This window comes from Streptomyces sp. NBC_01224, assembly GCF_036002945.1.
In the GTDB taxonomy this organism is placed as follows: domain Bacteria; phylum Actinomycetota; class Actinomycetes; order Streptomycetales; family Streptomycetaceae; genus Streptomyces.
In genome coordinates this window covers 8276411-8294480 of record NZ_CP108529.1, presented here as the reverse complement: position 1 = coordinate 8294480, position 18070 = coordinate 8276411, and the positions used below count along the sequence as shown (strand labels likewise).

Sequence of the window (18070 nt, the reverse complement as noted above, 5' to 3'; positions counted from 1 at the left end):
ATGGCGATTGAGGTTTCCGAGGGGTGGGCGACCCTCCTCAAGACTCTGACCGGCATGCCCTTCCCGCAGGCGAACGAGGACACCCTGCGGGTGGTCAGTGACGAGTATCGCCAGATGGCCGAGAAGTTCCGTGAGGTGGAGGAGCTTCTGCGGCAGGTCGTCGGCCGCGTCGACGAGGACTTCGAGGGCGAGACCGCGACGCGGTTCGTGACGTACGCCCGGCAGTTCGTCGAGAGGACGAACGGCAACGAGAGCATCCTCGAACGGGCCTACGAGGATGCCATCAAGCTGTCGAAGAACGCCCACACGACCGCTGCCGACATCGAGTACACCAAGTGGATGATCTTCGGCCAACTGGCCCTGCTCGTCGTGCAGATAGCCCTGGCCCAGGCCCTGATGCCGGTGACCGCCGGGCTGTCCGAGATCTGGGCGGCCGCCGCGATCGCCGCGTTCCGTTCCATGGCGGTGCTGATCCTCAAGTTCCTGCTGGCCCAGATCATCATGCAGACCATCACCGGCCTCGTCGGCGGCCTGCTGCTCGACTCCATCCTCCAGCTCACCCAGATGGGCCGCGGCGACCGTACGGAGTGGAACAAGAACTTCACCGCGGACGCCGCGAAGTTCGCCGCCATCGGCGGTGCGCTCGGCGGGCCGTTCGCACTGCTGGGCGGCGGGCTCGGCAAGCTGCTCGGCAACATGACCGGCAAGGGGCTGGGCAAGATCCTCGGCAATGACGCGGGGAACGTGCTGGGCAAAGGGCTGGCGGGGGGCGGCAAGGGAGCGGGCGGTGCCGCAGCCGGTGCGGGCAAGGCCGCGGGCGGTCTCGGCAAGGGTGCGGGCGGTGCGGGTGCGGGCGGTCTCGGCAAGGGCGCGGGTGGTGCGGGAGCCGGCGGCCTCGGCAAGGGCGCGGGCGGCGCGGGTGCGGGCGGCCTCGGCAAGGGCGCGGGCGGCGCGGGTGCGGGCGGCCTCGGCAAGGGCGCGGGCGGTGCGGGAGCCGGTGCCGCGGGCAAGGGCGCGGGTGCTGCGGGGGCGGGCGCCGGAAAAGGCGCCGGCAGCGCGGGTGCGGGTGCGGGCAAGGGCGCGGGTGCCGCAGGAGCGGGCCTGGGCAAGGGGGCGGGCGCCGCGGGTGACGGCGCGGCCGGAGCGAGCGGAAGGGCCGGAGCGGGCGCCGCAGGCCAGACGATCTCCGAGGAGTCCGCCCGCAAGCTCGGCGAGCGCCTGGGCAACATCATGGGCCGGACCAACGAATCCCTGAATCATGTGGGAGCGGACGGGGCGAGGGGGGCGGCCGCCGGAGCGGTCGGTCGGGAAGTCGTCAAGGACTTCGCGAACGCCTTCGAGAAGAACCTCGGGGACTCCCTCGGCAATGAGACCGCCAGGAACCTGGGCCGCGACTACGGCGAGGCGCTGGTCAAGAACTGGGGCGGCAAGGCCGACTGGCAGGGTCTGACCCATTCGCTGGACGACGCGCTCAAGCCGTACGTGAAGGACCTTGGGGAGAACGGAGTGCGTGCGCTCTCGCACGACCTGCCCGGCTCCTTCGTACAGACCATCAGCAAGAACATCGAAGGAAACCTCGGCTTCCGGATCGGTGACTTCGTCGGCGAGATAGCCGGCGAATCGGGCCACGCCGTGGTCACCGAGGGCATGTACAACCTGATCTTCGGGCCCGAGCACAAGTTCACGGTCAGCGGCTGGACGGCGGCCGCGGGCGCGGCGGGCGGCGTGATGGGCCGGGGAGTGGCCCACGGCTTCCAGGCCATGCACCACGCGGTCTCGGGCCCCCCTGCCGCGCCGCCGCCGCGCCCCCCGGTCTTCTCGTCCGACTCGCCCACGCCACCGTCCACCGCGCCCCGGCCGAACACCGAGTCGAGCACGACGGTGCGCGACGGCTCCGGCCCGAGGAACGACGCCGACAACCGCACGCTCACCGACTCGGCCTCGGACTCCGGTTCGGACAACGTGTCGCTGCGGAGCGGCGACGACAACGCCTCGGACGGCGACAGCCTGTACTACCTGGACGCGGACGACTTCTCGGACAGCCGGACGCTGTACTCGAGCGACGACGACGGGAACACCGCACCGTACGACGTGTCCGGGGCGTCCGCCCCTTCCTTCGCCACCAGTTCGAACGACACGAACTTCACGAACGACGGCAACTTCACGAACAACACGAACGAGACCAACAACTCGAACAACAGCGACACGACGAACAACTCCGGCCACTCGACCACCAACTCCCTCACACCCGATCCCCCCGTCCCGCCGGACTCCGTGTCGGAGCTGGACCTCCTGCTGAACAGCCTCCCTGACGTACCCGAGACGCTGCCCTCCCCGGACCAGGTACACGAGAACGTGACACAGGAGCTCACGGACGTGAACACGCTTCTGGACGGCCTCCCGGACGTACCCGATACCCCGCTGGGCACGGTGCTGTCGCCGGAGGCGGAGCGGCTCCTGGCGGACCTGCCCGACGTTCCGCGGAACGATCTTCCGCGGATGTCCGACGACGGCGCGGGCGTGGGGTCGTCCGGTCGGTCCGACGACTCCGGGCCGGTAAACCGGACCGCGAACGACCTCGATCGCCTCCAGGAGCGCCTGGACCGGCTGAAGGACCGGCAGAATTCCGACGACTCGGACTCCGACCTTGCGGCACGGATGGCGAAGCTGCGGGAGGGCGACCCCGACGGCCTCGGCCGCCCCGCACGGGTCGACGAGCTCCGTGAGCAGTACCGCGCGGCCCTGGAGGAGGAGGGCGCCGACGGGCTGGAGCCCGACGGCACAACGACGGGTATCGAAGGCGACGGAGTCCTCCCGTACAACGGCGCGGGCGGCATCGCACCGCCGCCGCGCCCCGTACCGACCGTGCCAACGGCGCCGGGTGCCGGCACCGCCCCCGGCGGACCACGGCAGCAGACACCCACAGTTCCGTCCCCGGACGGGCTCGATGTGGTGCTCCCGGACGTCCCGCAGAACGAACCCGGTGCCCAGCCCTTGACGGGGGACGAGCCGGACCTCGTGTTCCCCGACGTTCCCAAGGCCCCGCCCGGCACCGAGCCCCCGGCCGGGAACCGGCCGGATACGGAGCGGACCGAGAGCGACGGGAAGGGACCGGCCACCGAGGACTCGCCGAATCCTCTCCGTACTGAGTCGCAGGACGAACTGCCCTTCCGCGACGACTTCGACGTGCACAACGACGGCGATGTCGATGCGCTGATCGCGCGCCTCGACGAACTGGGCAGCCTCACCGACGACCCGGTGAACCGGCTGGAGCAGCTGCCCGACGTGCCCGAGGGCCTGACCCCCACCGAGCAACGCAGGCTGACCAAGGACGTGGAGCGGGAGACCGACGCCCTGCTGACGGATGCCCGGCGGGTGGGCGTCGACAAGGAGACACGGCAGCGGCTGAGCGAGCGCATCCGGGACGACGTCGGGGCGGGCAGGCACGCCGACGCCGCCGACGGCCTGCGGGAACTCGGCGACCTCGTCGCCGAGCACGGCCTCGGTGAACGCCTCCAGCAGTTCCGCCGTCACATGGACGGCGGATACGAGGCGCGGGCCGCGCAGCTGGGAATGCGCCGCACGGAGTGGCTGCGCCATGCCCTCGACATCGAGCAGTCGGCTCTCGCCAACGATCCCCGTCGGACGACCCATTTGCTGGACGACTTCGAGAACCGTCTCGGCACCCTCGGGTCCGAGCTGAGCGCCCGCGCCGACAGCACCCCCGAGGCGCTCCGGAAGCAGTTGGCCGACAACCGGCGGGCCGATGCGGCAGAAGCGGGCATGGACCGCGAGCGGTTCCTCGAATGGGAGGACCGCAGGGAGCAGGCGGCGACCCCCGAGGATCTCCGCAGAGTGCAGGCTGACTACGACGCCGAGCTGGAGACGTCGCGACGGCTCGCGACCTTGCGGGATCTCGGTGCATCCGAGAGGGAGCTGGCCACTTGGAAGAACCGGTTCGAAGGACCGGGGCGGGGAAGCGACCTCGACGCGCAGTACGAACGTCGTACGGTCACCCTCGGCAGGGAGGCCGAACTGGCGTCCTTCCGGGCGAGGCTGGACGCCCTGCGCGAGGGCGGCCACCAGCAGGAGCCCTCGGAGCCGCTGCCCCCGCCGCAGGACGGTGACGGCGGTCCCGGCCGGGACCGGACCGAGGACTCCCGGGCGGAGAATGACCGGATCCTGGAGGAGCGGCTCGACCGGCTGCGCGAGGGTGGGGACGACGCTGGGATGTCGCGCGAGGAGCGGCAGCAGTGGGAAGACCGGCGCGCGAACGCCGAGGGCGACACGGCGAGGCGGGCCATCGAGCGGGAACAGCTCGACCGGATGGCACAGCTGGAACGCGACCGGCGACTGAAGGCCATCTCGGACGGCGACCCCGAGGGGGCGGAGCGCGGCACCGAACGCCGCGCCGCATGGCAGAACAGGCTGGACGAGGCGGCGGGCGACCCTCAGGCCATCGACCGGGTCCTCGACAGCTACGACGCCGAGACGGCGGAGCTGAGGCGTGAGGGGCAGGAGCGCCTGGAACAGGAACTGCGTGCTCCGGACCGCTTGCGGGACCTCGACCGCCGTATCGACCGCTCGCTCGACAAGCTGCCCGAGGAGGTACGCGAACAGGCTGCCCACGACGCCCGCACGCTGGTGGAACGCCTGCGGAACCTGGTCACGACCGGCAATGAGCCCGGTACCCCCAAGGTGGACGACGCCGTGTCGGAGAAGCGCACGGACGTCCAGGACACAGATCTGACGGACACGTCGGGCCCGTCGGATACCGGACCGTCGGCAACCGTACGCAATCCGGTCTCCCGGACGAACGTCGACGAGGGTGCCGGCAACTCGGCGAAGATCCCGCGGCCGGCCGACTCCGAACGGGACAGGCGTGCTCCGGTGCAGCCGGGCGAGCAGCTGATGGAGGCTCCGCGGCATCTGGACGATGCGTCGGAGTCCGGGGGGAAGGACGGGGACAGCCTTCACTCGCGGGAGCGGGACGACCTGCCGTCGCCGAACGCCCGTCGTGTACGTACACAGACCGAGGACGACACGCAGTCCCTCACCGACACGCGGACCACGTCGGAATCCGAACCGAACAACGACGTCGATCTCAAGTCCGACGACGCGTCCGACCTCAAGTCCGATGACGCGTCCGACCTCAAGTCCGATGACGCGTCCGACCTCAAGTCCGACGACGACGCCGACTCCGTGGCTTCCGCGCCCAAGGACTCCGACATCCCCGTGAAGGAGAACGAGGAGCCGCCGGGCGGCCCCGGCGGTGACGGCTCCTCACCGGCAGGCTCGTCGGGCGCGCAGCAGCACACGGCCCGCGACAAGGCCCTGAACGCGCTATCGGCGGACGAGTACGAGCAGCGGATGTACCGGGTACGCCGCGACCGTCCGGACCTGACGACAGAGGAGGCACGCCGCGACGAGGTGTTCCGCCGGATCGAGAACCCGGGCGTGAAGGTGGAGAAGGCGGCCTTCGCCCCTCCGCTGCTGAGCGACAACGTGGGTCCGCTCCCGCAGGAGCAGTCCAGTGAATTCGTCACGTTCGACGACAACGCGATGCTGCCGAAGTCGATGAAGGGCCACGGGCACGGCCGGATCACCATCAGAGGTGCCGACGTGCTGGCCGAATCCGTCGCGAGGCGATGGAGTCTGCGCCCCGACGGGCTCGACGAGTTGAAGCGCGTGCTCGTCCAGAGTCCGCATACGCTGCTCAGCCCCCGGACCTTCATCCTGCCGACCATGGACGGCGGCCACCGGGAGATCTCCATCTCGATGGAGAGCTACGGAAACTGGCGCCGCCATGCCGAGCCGTCGGCGTTGGCCGCCGTGGACGATGGGACCGAGTCCGTACTGCACAAGGACGGAAACGGGAACGAGGGCAGTTCGACCACCTCGAAGACGGAGGGGCCGAAGGCTGAAGGGTCCAAGACCGACGAGTCGAAGACGGAGGGGTCCAGGACCGGCGCGTCCAAGACCGACGAGTCGAAGACGGACGCCTCCAAGACGGACAAGTCCGAGACCGACGAGTCGAAGAAGGACGCGTCGAAGACCGCCGAGGCCAAGGCCACCGACGCCCCCGTCAAGATCGAGACCGAACTCCGCACCCGCCCCGGTGCGACGGAGACCAAGACCCTCGGCACCTCCCGCGCCTTCGGAGTGGCGGTCCCGCTGGGGCCCTCCGCGGGGACCGTCGGTGCGTTCGGGTCGGTGTCCCTCAGCGCACGGCGTATGGAGGCCTCCTACACGTACACCCAGGAGAGCCGCGCCCAGAGCAGTGTGACCGCGGTCGGCAAGGACGGCAGTCATCTGCATGTGAGCGACCTGCACATCGTCGTCGAGTCCTCGCGCGTCTGGGACAAGAAGGGCCGTGAGCTGTCACCGGACCAGCAGCAGCCCGGCACCGCCGCGCAGCGGCGCTACCGCATCCAGGACGGGGTCACCTGGCGGGTCCCGGACAGCGTCACCGACCCGGCGATCCCGGACCGGCTGCCCACCGCCTTCGAGTTCGCGCCGGGCGCCCGGCCGCACCTGCTCGCACCGCTGAGCGTCACCACGCAGACCCGGCTGCTGGACTGGGCGCTCGCGAACTTTCCCGAGGCGACCCCCGGCAGCTTCCTCCGCCACCAACTGGCCGATCTGTTCGGCGAGGAGAGCCTGCGCACGATGATCGCGCAGAGCTCCGGCGAAACGGTGGTCAGCGCCCCGCTCTTCGCCGGTCTCGGCAACCGGTCACTGGGCTCCGTCGGGCTCCGGCTGATCCCGGTCGACGCCACACTGCTCCAGGCGTCCGACAAGACCGAGGTCAAGAAGGCCGACGCACAGCGCTCCACCGCCACCACGGAGAAGAAGAACACCCAGGGCGCCGGGGTCGGGATCTCCGCCGGTCCGCAGTTCGCGCTGCTCCAGCCCGCGGGCACCCTGAGCCTCCAGATCGGGGGATCGGCCGCCCTGACGACCCAGCGCGCGGAGAGCAGCTACAGCGGCAACACCGCCGAGTCCGTGCGGACGCTCAACAGCCGCGGCCACTCGGGGCTCTACGACGTCCGCTTCCGGATCGAGCTGCGCAGGCAGGGCGGCGCATGGGAGTCACCCGAGCCGGCCGCGCGGACCGCCCAGGCCAACCGGAACGGCCCGAACGAGGAAGGCGCCTTCCTCACCGCCACCGTGCAGTTGCCACGGGCCGACGCACGCAGACTGGCCGGCTGGGACGACGGCACCGCACCTGTCCCGGACGCAGAGGTGCCCCCCGCCCCCGCGTATCTGTCGCCGTCGAATCCGGCGACGTTCGGCCTGCACGCGGTCCTGGACCTCGCCGCGACCCGTGAGTCGGAAACGGTTCCGCCCCAGGTCTCCCTGACGGACGAACTGGTCGACCGCATCCAGGCCGGGCTGCACCGCGCCTACCCCGACCTGGTGCTTCGGCCCCGGCCGGACACCGTGGTCGACGGCGACCGGAACGGCGGCGGCGGCGACCGGAAGTACAACACCGCGGTGCGCAACACCCATCTGCTGCGCCAGGCACTCTCCCGTACGGTGCTCGAAGGCTCCCTCGACCGCCTGACGAGCACCGGACTGCGGATCCAGCTGGAGCAGCTCGACTCCGTCAGCAAGCGGTACGTCGTTCTCACCGTGCGAGCGGAGGCGACGAACCGTCAGTTCGCGGGTGTCCACCACGATCTGGGTCTGGCGAACAACGTCCTGTCGACCCGGCGCGCGGACAGTGCGACCACCCGTACCCACGGCTGGTCGGTCGGCGTCGACGTGGGACTGACCGGGATCGAGCGCTTCGGCGGCACCGGGAGCATCGGCTACCGGTACGGCAGGCAGACCGCCTACGGCATGACGTACGGCCCGACGCTCACCCCGGACGGCGGCATCACCAGCTCCGGGTCGCAGCACCTGTGGTCGTACGACCTGGCCTTCACCGCCGAAGCCACCAGTTTCACCCGGCCGCGTCAGATCGCGCGGACCATGACCGGCGAGCTGCTCAGCACCCGGTGGTTCGTGAAGCAGGCCGCCGGGAGCGTCGACGTCCTGGCCACCGGACAGGGCGACGGACAGACCGCCCCGGCCCCCGTCACCGGCCGCGTCACCCTTGCCGTACCCGCGTCGCTGTCCGTCCCCTCCACTCTGCCTCTCAACCGGCCGGAGACGGTTACGGCCCCCGTGTCCGTGCCGATGGACCCGGCTCTGGCCGAACTGCTCTCCTCCGGGAAACCCGTCTCCACGGATGACTGGACGCCCCACGCCCTCTTCGGCGGCCTGCACTCCGTGCAGAGCGTCACCTCGCCCGAGGTCGTGGTGCACCACCTCAAGGAACTGCTCGCCTCCGTCTCCGGCAACTCCTGGATCTACGGGACCGACGGGACCCCCGCCTCCGGCGCGCTGGCCGAGGCGTTCACCACCGGTCGCAACGAGGCGGACTTCAGCGACGCGGCGCAGACGGGCAAGCATGTCAGCGACCTGTTCGGGAGGACGGCCGTCACCGACATCACCGCGTCGGTCAGCGCCTGGCCCCAGGTGCGCGGGACGCGCGTGCTCGCCGTCGTCGACTCCAGCGACCTCGCCCTCTCCAACATCGGCTCGGGCACCAGCGGGGCGGGACACTCGGTCGCCCATGTCCGCAGTCACGCCATCTCGTCCCTGCTGGCCTTCCGGGCCAAGCACACCGACGCGTTCCAGACCTCCGGCACCTACGGTCTCACCGCGTCGCCGTACCAGCGCACCAGCACCGCGACCTCGGCCGAGACCTTCTCGGCGAACCCGGCCCACACCGTCCAGTACACCGGACCGATGGTCCTGGTCGGCGCCGATGTGGCCTGGCACCTCGCGGCCCGCTCCCAGCCGTCCGGTCTGCTCCAGGCGCCCATGGAACTGATGCGCGGACGGCCGCCCCAGGGTCGGGTCGTGGAGATCCCCGACGGCCTGCTCGTGTGGATGCCGCTCGCCGAGGCGAGGAAGGCCGGTCTCTTCGACGACGGTCTCACCGCTCCGCCGCCCCAGCAGCTCTTCACCGCAGTCGCTGCGGCCGCGCACGCCACGCTCACGGTCGGCCGCATCGACATGTCCGAGGCGGTCAGCCGGTTCATGGGCACCCTGATGGAAGACCTGCCGCAGCACAAGAGTTGGCTCGGGCCCAAGAGCCTGCTGGCCGATCAGCTCGGCGGCCTGGCACGGCAGATGACCACCCTGTCGCCGTCCGGTATCCGCGCTCTCCAGACGGGCATGGAGAACGGCGGCACCTCCCTGCGTCTGGCCCGGAACAAGATCGGGCCGGCCAGGGACGCCAGTCTCACGGTGACCCTGGAACGGTCCGGATTCACCCCCGGTGCGCTGCGCCACGACGTGAAGCCCACGATCACCCGGCCCACGTCCACGGCGGAGACTGTCACGGAGAAGCTGGCGCGCGGGTACGAGGCCGGCTACCGGCTCGGCGAGGTGCCCACCATCTGGGACCGTCCGGGTCTCCGGAGCGGTGGCTTCACCCTCGACGACCGGGTCGGGTCCACCCGCTCGTCGTCCCTGGCACACGCGGTCACCGACGCCGTCAGCGCCCAAGTGGCCTTCGAGGGACCGGTGGTGACCGGTCGGACGACGTTCAGCGTCACCTTCACCCTGGAGCTGCCCGACGGGACAGTGGTCCCTCGCACGTATACCGTCGGCGAAACCGAGGTGGTGCTGCCGCTGAGCCTCGCCCGGCCGCAGACGACCGAACAGCAGACAACCGAAGCCCCGACGACCGAACCGCAGAAGACGGAAACGCAGAAGACCGAACCGAAGAAGACCGAACCACTGGCGGCCCGCACACCCCGGGATGCCGCACGCCCGATGCTGCTTCCCCCGGATCAGCAGCAGGCCGTTGCGCTCCGGGAGCGCAACGCGGCGGGCAGGAAGCTGTTCGCCACCGGCCCGGAGAGTGTCGTCGTCACCACCGTCGGCGGCATCACCGCACTCCGGGACGCCGCAGCGTACGCCGTCGACCTCGCTGTCAAGGGACGCGGCGCCACGACCGACGCCGCGACGGAGATGCCCACGAACAGCAATGGCCGTTATGTGCGGAAGACGGTACTGACGCGGCCCGGCACCGCCGCCGGTGAAGTCCTCAAGGGGGGCATCAGCACCGACGTGCTGAGCGCCTACCTTCCGCAGATGATCCGCGACAGCCTGACCGTCACGCTGCACGACACCACGTCGGCGATCGGCGGGACGGACGCAACCCTGAAGATCTCCGCCGACGTCGATCTGTCGCGGGCCCGGCTGCTGGCCGTGGACCCGGGCGCGGGACTCGGCGGCAGCCGGCGGACCATGGACAACGACACCTACACGGGTGACACCACCGAATCGCACATGCCGTCGATGACCGCGGGACCGGCCTTCCAGACCCAGCCCCTGGTGCAGGCCACGGCCACCGTGCCGGGCTGGACGGACTCCGACGCGGCGGGCGGTGCCGCCGACCGCCGTACCTCCGCGCTGACCACGCTCAAGCCCTTCGCCGGCGGCGCCGTGCTCATCCAGGCACCCCTGCACGTACTCCAGACGGCGAAGGCATCGCACCGCATCGCGGACCTGCCGGTCGTCCCGTCGTTGCTCAGGCCCGGGACCCGGCCGCCGGTCACCGTCGAGCACACGGTGCAGGACGGGGTGACGATGTGGGTGTCGTTCGACGTCGCCCGGGAGCACAAACTGCTGCCGCCCGAGGTCGAGGCCGCTGCGGACACCGTCAAGGAGCAGACCAAGAAGTACACCAAGGCCGCCACGAAGGCGGAGACGGCCGAGCGGCGACTGCGCGCACTCGACAGCGAGGTCACCTCCCTCCACACGGAGCTCCGGCGCCTCCTGGAGACGCCGGCTCCCACCGGCACGGACGTGACCGCGGCGCGGGAGAGGCTCGCCACGGCCCGCTCCCGGTACGCCGAAGCCCAGCAGGACCTGGCCAACCATCGCCGCGGCCTCGCGACCGCCGAGCAGCACCTCGCCGCTGCATCCGAGGCCGCCTGGAACGCGGTCGACCACTACACGATCACCGGTACCCGCCCCTCCGGCACGCCGCCGGTCGCCTGGAGCGAGCCGGCCGCCGCCGCGGCCACCGAACAGGCTCCGGCCACCGTCGCCGGATACCCGCCGCTCACCGAAGCCCTCGAAGGGCCGGTGTCCCTCGAAAGCGCGGTGTCCCACGAGGGCCCGGCCGCCGACCTCACCGGGCCGCCGCGCCTCGTCACGCGGGAGGATGTCCTCGCGCGTACGGAGGTCTGGCTCGACGACGCGGGGCCGCTGTCGGACACGGACGCCGTACGCCGGGAACAGATCAAGGCGGCGGGCTGGGCGCAGCGCCTGCGGACGGCGGACGCCGCCTACCGGTCGTCGCTGGAGGCCGTACTGGCCGCGCGGTCACCCCTGAGGGCTGCCGAGCTCCGGGAGGCCCGAGCCCGAAAGGCAACGGAGCGGGCGGAGACCGAGGGACGGCTCGACGCGGTCGATGCCGAGCTGAAGAACGCACGGTCGGTGTATGACCGGGCGGTCGCACAGCTGACGGCCGACTACCGCGAACTCGCCCTGGTGCAGACGAACTTCGAAGCGGTGGACATATCCACCCGAGGGGTCCTGGAGCCGCACGCCGAAGGCGGGGCCCCCCGCGTCGTCACCCCTTGGCACCCCGCGCCCGAACCCGAGGGCTACGTCCGTCCGGCCGACGCGACGTCCGCCCCCGACCCGTACATCGCCCAGGGCGAGGACACCGAGGGCCGGCCGGTCGCCCTGAAGGCGCCGGACGGCCGCGTCCTCCACCTCGTGGAGCCGCCCTCCACCGGACCCGCACACCTCGACCTCGGTACGAGCTTCCACCGGTCCCTCCTCGACGCGGTCGGGCAGGCCCATCCGGGGCTCCTGGCCGAGCTGGGGCTCCACGCGTCCGGCAGAAGTCTTTCCGCCGCCGATGTCGAGCACTTGAGGCAACGCCTCGCCGACCGGCTGATGGCGGACCGCGACGAACTCGCGGAGTACCTCGCGATCGATCCCCAGGAGCGGTTCACCGCACAGGAGCTGGCCGACGCGGGTATCGCGCTCAGCGCGGCGCAAGCCGCCGAACACGTCGACTCGCGCGGACGTCTCCCGGACACCGTGGCCGCCGGGCTGACCCCCGACCAGCGCCTCGAGCTGGCCCGTACGACACTGCTGCGGTCCGGCGACGTGCAGATAGGCGACCGCAAGGACGTCGGCTGGAACCACTCCGCGGGTGACCTGGCGGGGCTGCTCGCGGCCCGTGTGCTCGGGGTCCCGGTGACCGTGGTCCTGTCGGACCTGAACCATCTGACGTTCGCCGCTCCTGGAACGGACACGGCAGGGAACACGCGGTCGGGCGTGGTGCTGCACCTCGCGGACGACCGGTACCGGCCCGCCGTGCCTCTCGTGACGGACGACCTGCTGCTCAACGCCGACTCGGAGATCACGCAGCAGCCGGCCGACACGGTTCTGTCCGAGAGCACCGCGACCGCGTCGGCCGGCGATGCACCTCCTGCCGGCCCGATCCACTACCTGGGCGCCGGTCCCGGTCCGCTGGCCGTGGTCCCCAAGGAACTCAATTTCATCTGGCTGGGCGGCGAACTGACGGACGGTGCCCTCGCCAACCTCCGGACATGGGCGGCCAAGGCAGAAGAAGCACAGTGGAAGCTGACGATCTGGACGGACGAGGGCGGCCGGCGCAACAACAAGGAGTTCCTCAAGGGCCTGGTGGATTCCGGCACCGTCCATCAAGGCCGGGTCGAGGACCTGTTCAAAAAGGACAAGAGCTCCGGCGGGGAGAAGCTGCCCTCCAAGGTGTCCAAGCTGTACGACGCCGCGCGTAAGGAGAACAGCTTCGCGATGGCCTCCGACATCGCCAGATACGCCCTCCTCCACAAGCACGGCGGGGTGTATCTCGATGTGGACCTGGGGCCGGGAGAGGTGGTGCTGCGTCCCGAGGGCGTGACAATGTCCAAGAGCGACGACACCCTGCCGATGTTCGGTCCCATGCTTCGCGACCCCAACAGCGTACGGAGACTGCTCGGACTCGAAGAGAACGCACCCGTGACTGCGGACCGGATCCACCAGGCCGCCGAAGTCGCTTACCGGGAGGGACGCTTCGGGAACCAGTTCATCGTCACACACCCCCGGAGCCGCTTCATGAAGCAGGTTCTGGACAATCTGCCGGACATCAACAACAAGGACGCCTACGCCAAGGGTGTCCTCGAGCTGGCCATAAAGTCGAAGAACGTGGGCGCCAGTACCGGTCCGATATTCCTCCTGCGGCAGTTCAACGAGCACATCAAGTCCCTCGACACCACGCAGGCCCCGAACATCAGGTTCGGGCCGCCCGCCGAGTTCCGTGTCCGAGCAGCCGAGTGGGCGGACTGGACGCGTCTGGACTGGCTGACCGACGAGAGCGAGAACCAAGAAGCCCCCCAGAGCACGTCCGCGCCCGCCCGGCGGAGAACACTGGCCAATCGCCTCGGCGACACCGTCAGGACAGTCAAGGGCTCAATACGGTGGGGCAGCGGCAGGTCCAATTCGAGCACAGCACTGCTACCGAACAACGGAACACTGCTGAGCGGCCTCGCCCCCGCACCGCAACGGCTTGAACAAGGCAGCGGGACACCGAAGGACGAACTCGTCGGCAACGACGGCCGGAAGGTCTCCTTCGAGCAGGCACGCCAGAGCCTTCGGACGATCCGGGACGCCACCGGCGAAGTCATCGGATACGCCTCGCACAGCGACCGGGACTGGGCTCCACGCAACGACTTCTACACGAAGTACCGCGCCGACGAGACATCCTTCAAGGTCTACCGGACGACGGACGACGGCAAGTTCGTCCCCGTGGCCGAGGAAAATGCATCGCCCAACACGGTTCCCTGGCACACCGGCACGAACACCCCGGCCGGGCAGCGGACACCCAACCCGGTCTTCTTCGACGCACACGGCTCGCAGGACGGCGTCAAGCTCCACATCGGCGGCGACCTTCCCCTCGAGGTCGACGGTGCCCAGTTCGCGCGTTTCATGGAAACCCTCACCGACCCCGACCAGCCTCCGGCTCCCGTCGTGCTCGTGGCCTGTGACACCGCGAGCGTCCGCTCCACCGATGGTGGAAGCGTCCTGAGCGACGCGGCACGGGCGGTGCCCGGACGCCGCTGGTACGCCCCCGATGTCGCGGTCGGCCACGTGGGACCGCCGGCCGGAGCAGCCGCGGGCGGGGCAACCGGAGTACTGGCCCTCCTCCAGGACCGAGCCACCGGACGCCAGGGCCAATGGGTCACCGCAAACCAGCCCACCGAACTCGAAACCCTCCTCACGCGGCAGAAACGACAGACCCACCAGGACACCGACGACGGAACGAAACTCCCGGACAGTCAAGGTCCGGGCCTGCTGCTCAACGCCGACTCGGAGATCACGCAGCAGCCGGCCGACACGGTTCTGTCCGAGAGCACCGCGACCGCGTCGGCCGGCGATGCACCTCCTGCCGGCCCGATCCACTACCTGGGCGCCGGTCCCGGTCCGCTGGCCGTGGTCCCCAAGGAACTCAATTTCATCTGGCTGGGCGGCGAACTGACGGACGGTGCCCTCGCCAACCTCCGGACATGGGCGGCCAAGGCAGAAGAAGCACAGTGGAAGCTGACGATCTGGACGGACGAGGGCGGCCGGCGCAACAACAAGGAGTTCCTCAAGGGCCTGGTGGATTCCGGCACCGTCCATCAAGGCCGGGTCGAGGACCTGTTCAAAAAGGACAAGAGCTCCGGCGGGGAGAAGCTGCCCTCCAAGGTGTCCAAGCTGTACGACGCCGCGCGTAAGGAGAACAGCTTCGCGATGGCCTCCGACATCGCCAGATACGCCCTCCTCCACAAGCACGGCGGGGTGTATCTCGATGTGGACCTGGGGCCGGGAGAGGTGGTGCTGCGTCCCGAGGGCGTGACAATGTCCAAGAGCGACGACACCCTGCCGATGTTCGGTCCCATGCTTCGCGACCCCAACAGCGTACGGAGACTGCTCGGACTCGAAGAGAACGCACCCGTGACTGCGGACCGGATCCACCAGGCCGCCGAAGTCGCTTACCGGGAGGGACGCTTCGGGAACCAGTTCATCGTCACACACCCCCGGAGCCGCTTCATGAAGCAGGTTCTGGACAATCTGCCGGACATCAACAACAAGGACGCCTACGCCAAGGGTGTCCTCGAGCTGGCCATAAAGTCGAAGAACGTGGGCGCCAGTACCGGTCCGATATTCCTCCTGCGGCAGTTCAACGAGCACATCAAGTCCCTCGACACCACGCAGGCCCCGAACATCAGGTTCGGGCCGCCCGCCGAGTTCCGTGTCCGAGCAGCCGAGTGGGCGGACTGGACGCGTCTGGACTGGCTGACCGACGAGAGCGAGAACCAAGAAGCCCCCCAGAGCACGTCCGCGCCCGCCCGGCGGAGAACACTGGCCAATCGCCTCGGCGACACCGTCAGGACAGTCAAGGGCTCAATACGGTGGGGCAGCGGCAGGTCCAATTCGAGCACAGCACTGCTACCGAACAACGGAACACTGCTGAGCGGCCTCGCCCCCGCACCGCAACGGCTTGAACAAGGCAGCGGGACACCGAAGGACGAACTCGTCGGCAACGACGGCCGGAAGGTCTCCTTCGAGCAGGCACGCCAGAGCCTTCGGACGATCCGGGACGCCACCGGCGAAGTCATCGGATACGCCTCGCACAGCGACCGGGACTGGGCTCCACGCAACGACTTCTACACGAAGTACCGCGCCGACGAGGTCCTGTTCGCGCATTACCGGGCCACGGAGGAAGGGGGTGTCGTACTCGACACAGACAGCGACACGGACTCCCCGGCCGGCGAGGTCCCGTGGCAGGCCGCACCGGCGCGGGATGCGAAGGAGGCGGTCAGGCCGCTGTTCTTCGACGCGCACGGCACCGAGAACGGCATCGAACTCCATGTGGTGGGCGAAAAGCCGCTGGTCGTCGACGGCGCCCGGTTCGCACGTTTCATGGAGACGCTCAGGGACCCGGCGCAGCCCCCGGCTCCGGTCGTACTGGTCGCGTGCGAGACGGCGAAGATCCGCAGTGGCGACGGCGGGAGCGTGGTGACGGACGCGGCACGTGCCATACCCGGACGTCTCTGGTACGCGCCCGATACCGAGGTCGGCCATGCCAGACCGTCGAACGGCTCCGACGGCGTCACGGGCGTGCTGGGTCTGCTCGCGGACCCCGTCGCACAGCACCGCGGTGCGTGGATCGTGGCGGGAGAGTCACTCGAAACCGGCCCGGCCTTCGTCCCCGACCCGCGGGGGGAACCGGTGCCGCACACCGCCACGCTCTCGGACGTGATCTTCGAAACCCTCAACTTCGCCTCGCAGAAAAGTGCGGAGCAGGTGATGCCCGACGACCTGGCGGCGGTCGGCGGCGACGGCCGGCCATCGCCCTCCGGTCGCCCGCCCACGGGGGGCGGCTCAACGTCGGGCGCGCTCCCGACCGATAGCCGCGGGGTCGGGGACAGCGAGATCATCGACAGTTGGCGGGCTCTGTCGACGCTGCCGCGGGCGCGGCGCTCCAACGCTCTGCGACGCATCGATACGACTGTCCACGAGTGGGCGAACGGCGGCCGGAAGCTGCCTGGTGCCCATGACGCCAACCAGCGCCAGTTGGACGCCATCCTCGATGCCGTGGAAGCGTGGAAGTCAGGCAAGAACGGCCCCAGCGACCGTTCCGGGGCGGTCGACCGCCTCACCGCACACGTCCGGTCCGAGCGGGACGATCTGCACCAGCGCATCGCCGAGCGGGCGCACCAGGCACAGCTTCTCGACCGGTACGCCCGTATCCATCCTGATGTGAGCGACTTCGCGGGCCGACGGTTGCCGGATCGGGTCGATCCGGCGAACAACACCACGCACAACATCTTCACTGGCGACCGCACCCACCACGGCGCTTTGTCGGACGATGCGCTCGATGCTGCCGATGAGCTCTCGCGCCAGCAGTTGGCGGCCAAGCGGGATCAGGCGGCGGCTGGTGGGGTGACCGTCGACGCGGGTGTGTCCGCCGATCGTGTACGAGAGTTGATGGACAGCGCCCGCAACGACCTGACCCGCTCCACGCTCTACCCGGAACTCAACTCCTATCTCGACCGTGCCAACCAGGCCGAGGCACTCGACACCGGCTCCCACCTCGGGAACCTGACGCCGGTGGTCGAGGACGTCCACGGCACGCAGGTCACCGTCCACGGGGACCCCACGGACAGCCTCCGCGACGCTCGGATCGACAACTTCCGCAAGGCCGTCATCACAGTGCAGGAGGCCGGCTTCCACGTTCCCGACGTCGAGCTGCACCTGCCCAAGTACGGCCGGTTTCTGGAGGTCCACAACGACCTGATCGCCGAGCGGAGCGGGGGCCGGCTACAGCGCGCCGAGTACCTCGCACCCAACGCGGTGATCGCCTCGCCCGACGTCGTCGGCAATCCGTTGACCAACAAGCTCGCCGACAAGCGGTACCGCTACCTCTCGACCGAGCTCGACCCTTCCGGCGTCGGCACGATGGTGCATGAGCTGGGCCACTTCCTGCACTACGCCAACGCCCGTGCCCAGTACCACGATCTGGCCTTCACACAGTTCGCCGGCCGCAGCGGGCAGGACGGCGACGCCGTACCGCATCAGGCTCTCGCCCTTGGGGTGAGCGTCTACGCCGCCGGCAACCCCCGCGAGTTCGTAGCGGAGGTCTTCACCGGGCTGGTGTACGGGAAGCCGTTCTCGCCCGAGGTCATGCGGATGTACCACGGGCTCGGGGGCCCCACCCCAACTCCACGGACGGACGTCAGGTCTCCTTCGGCCAGGTCTACGAAGCCTCCAGGTGATTCGTGACACCGACGGCCGGACGCTGGGCTACGCGTCACACACCCCGCAGGACTGGGCGCCCCGGGAGGCCTTCTACGCCGCGTACCGCTCGGACGAGGTCCTGTTCGCGCATTACCGGGCCACGGAGGAAGGGGGTGTCGTACTCGACACCGACAGCGACACGGACTCCCCGGCCGGCGAGCTCTCCTGGCAGGCCGCACCG

At 69.9% G+C, this 18070-nt stretch carries 1 protein-coding gene; it reads left to right on the top strand.

From position 1 onward, the window contains the following. Complete coding sequence (locus tag OG609_RS37660) at nucleotides 1-17874, top strand: glycosyltransferase (protein WP_442818031.1); 17874 nt, start codon at nucleotides 1-3, stop codon at nucleotides 17872-17874. Nucleotides 17875-18070: the final 196 nt, after the last annotated feature.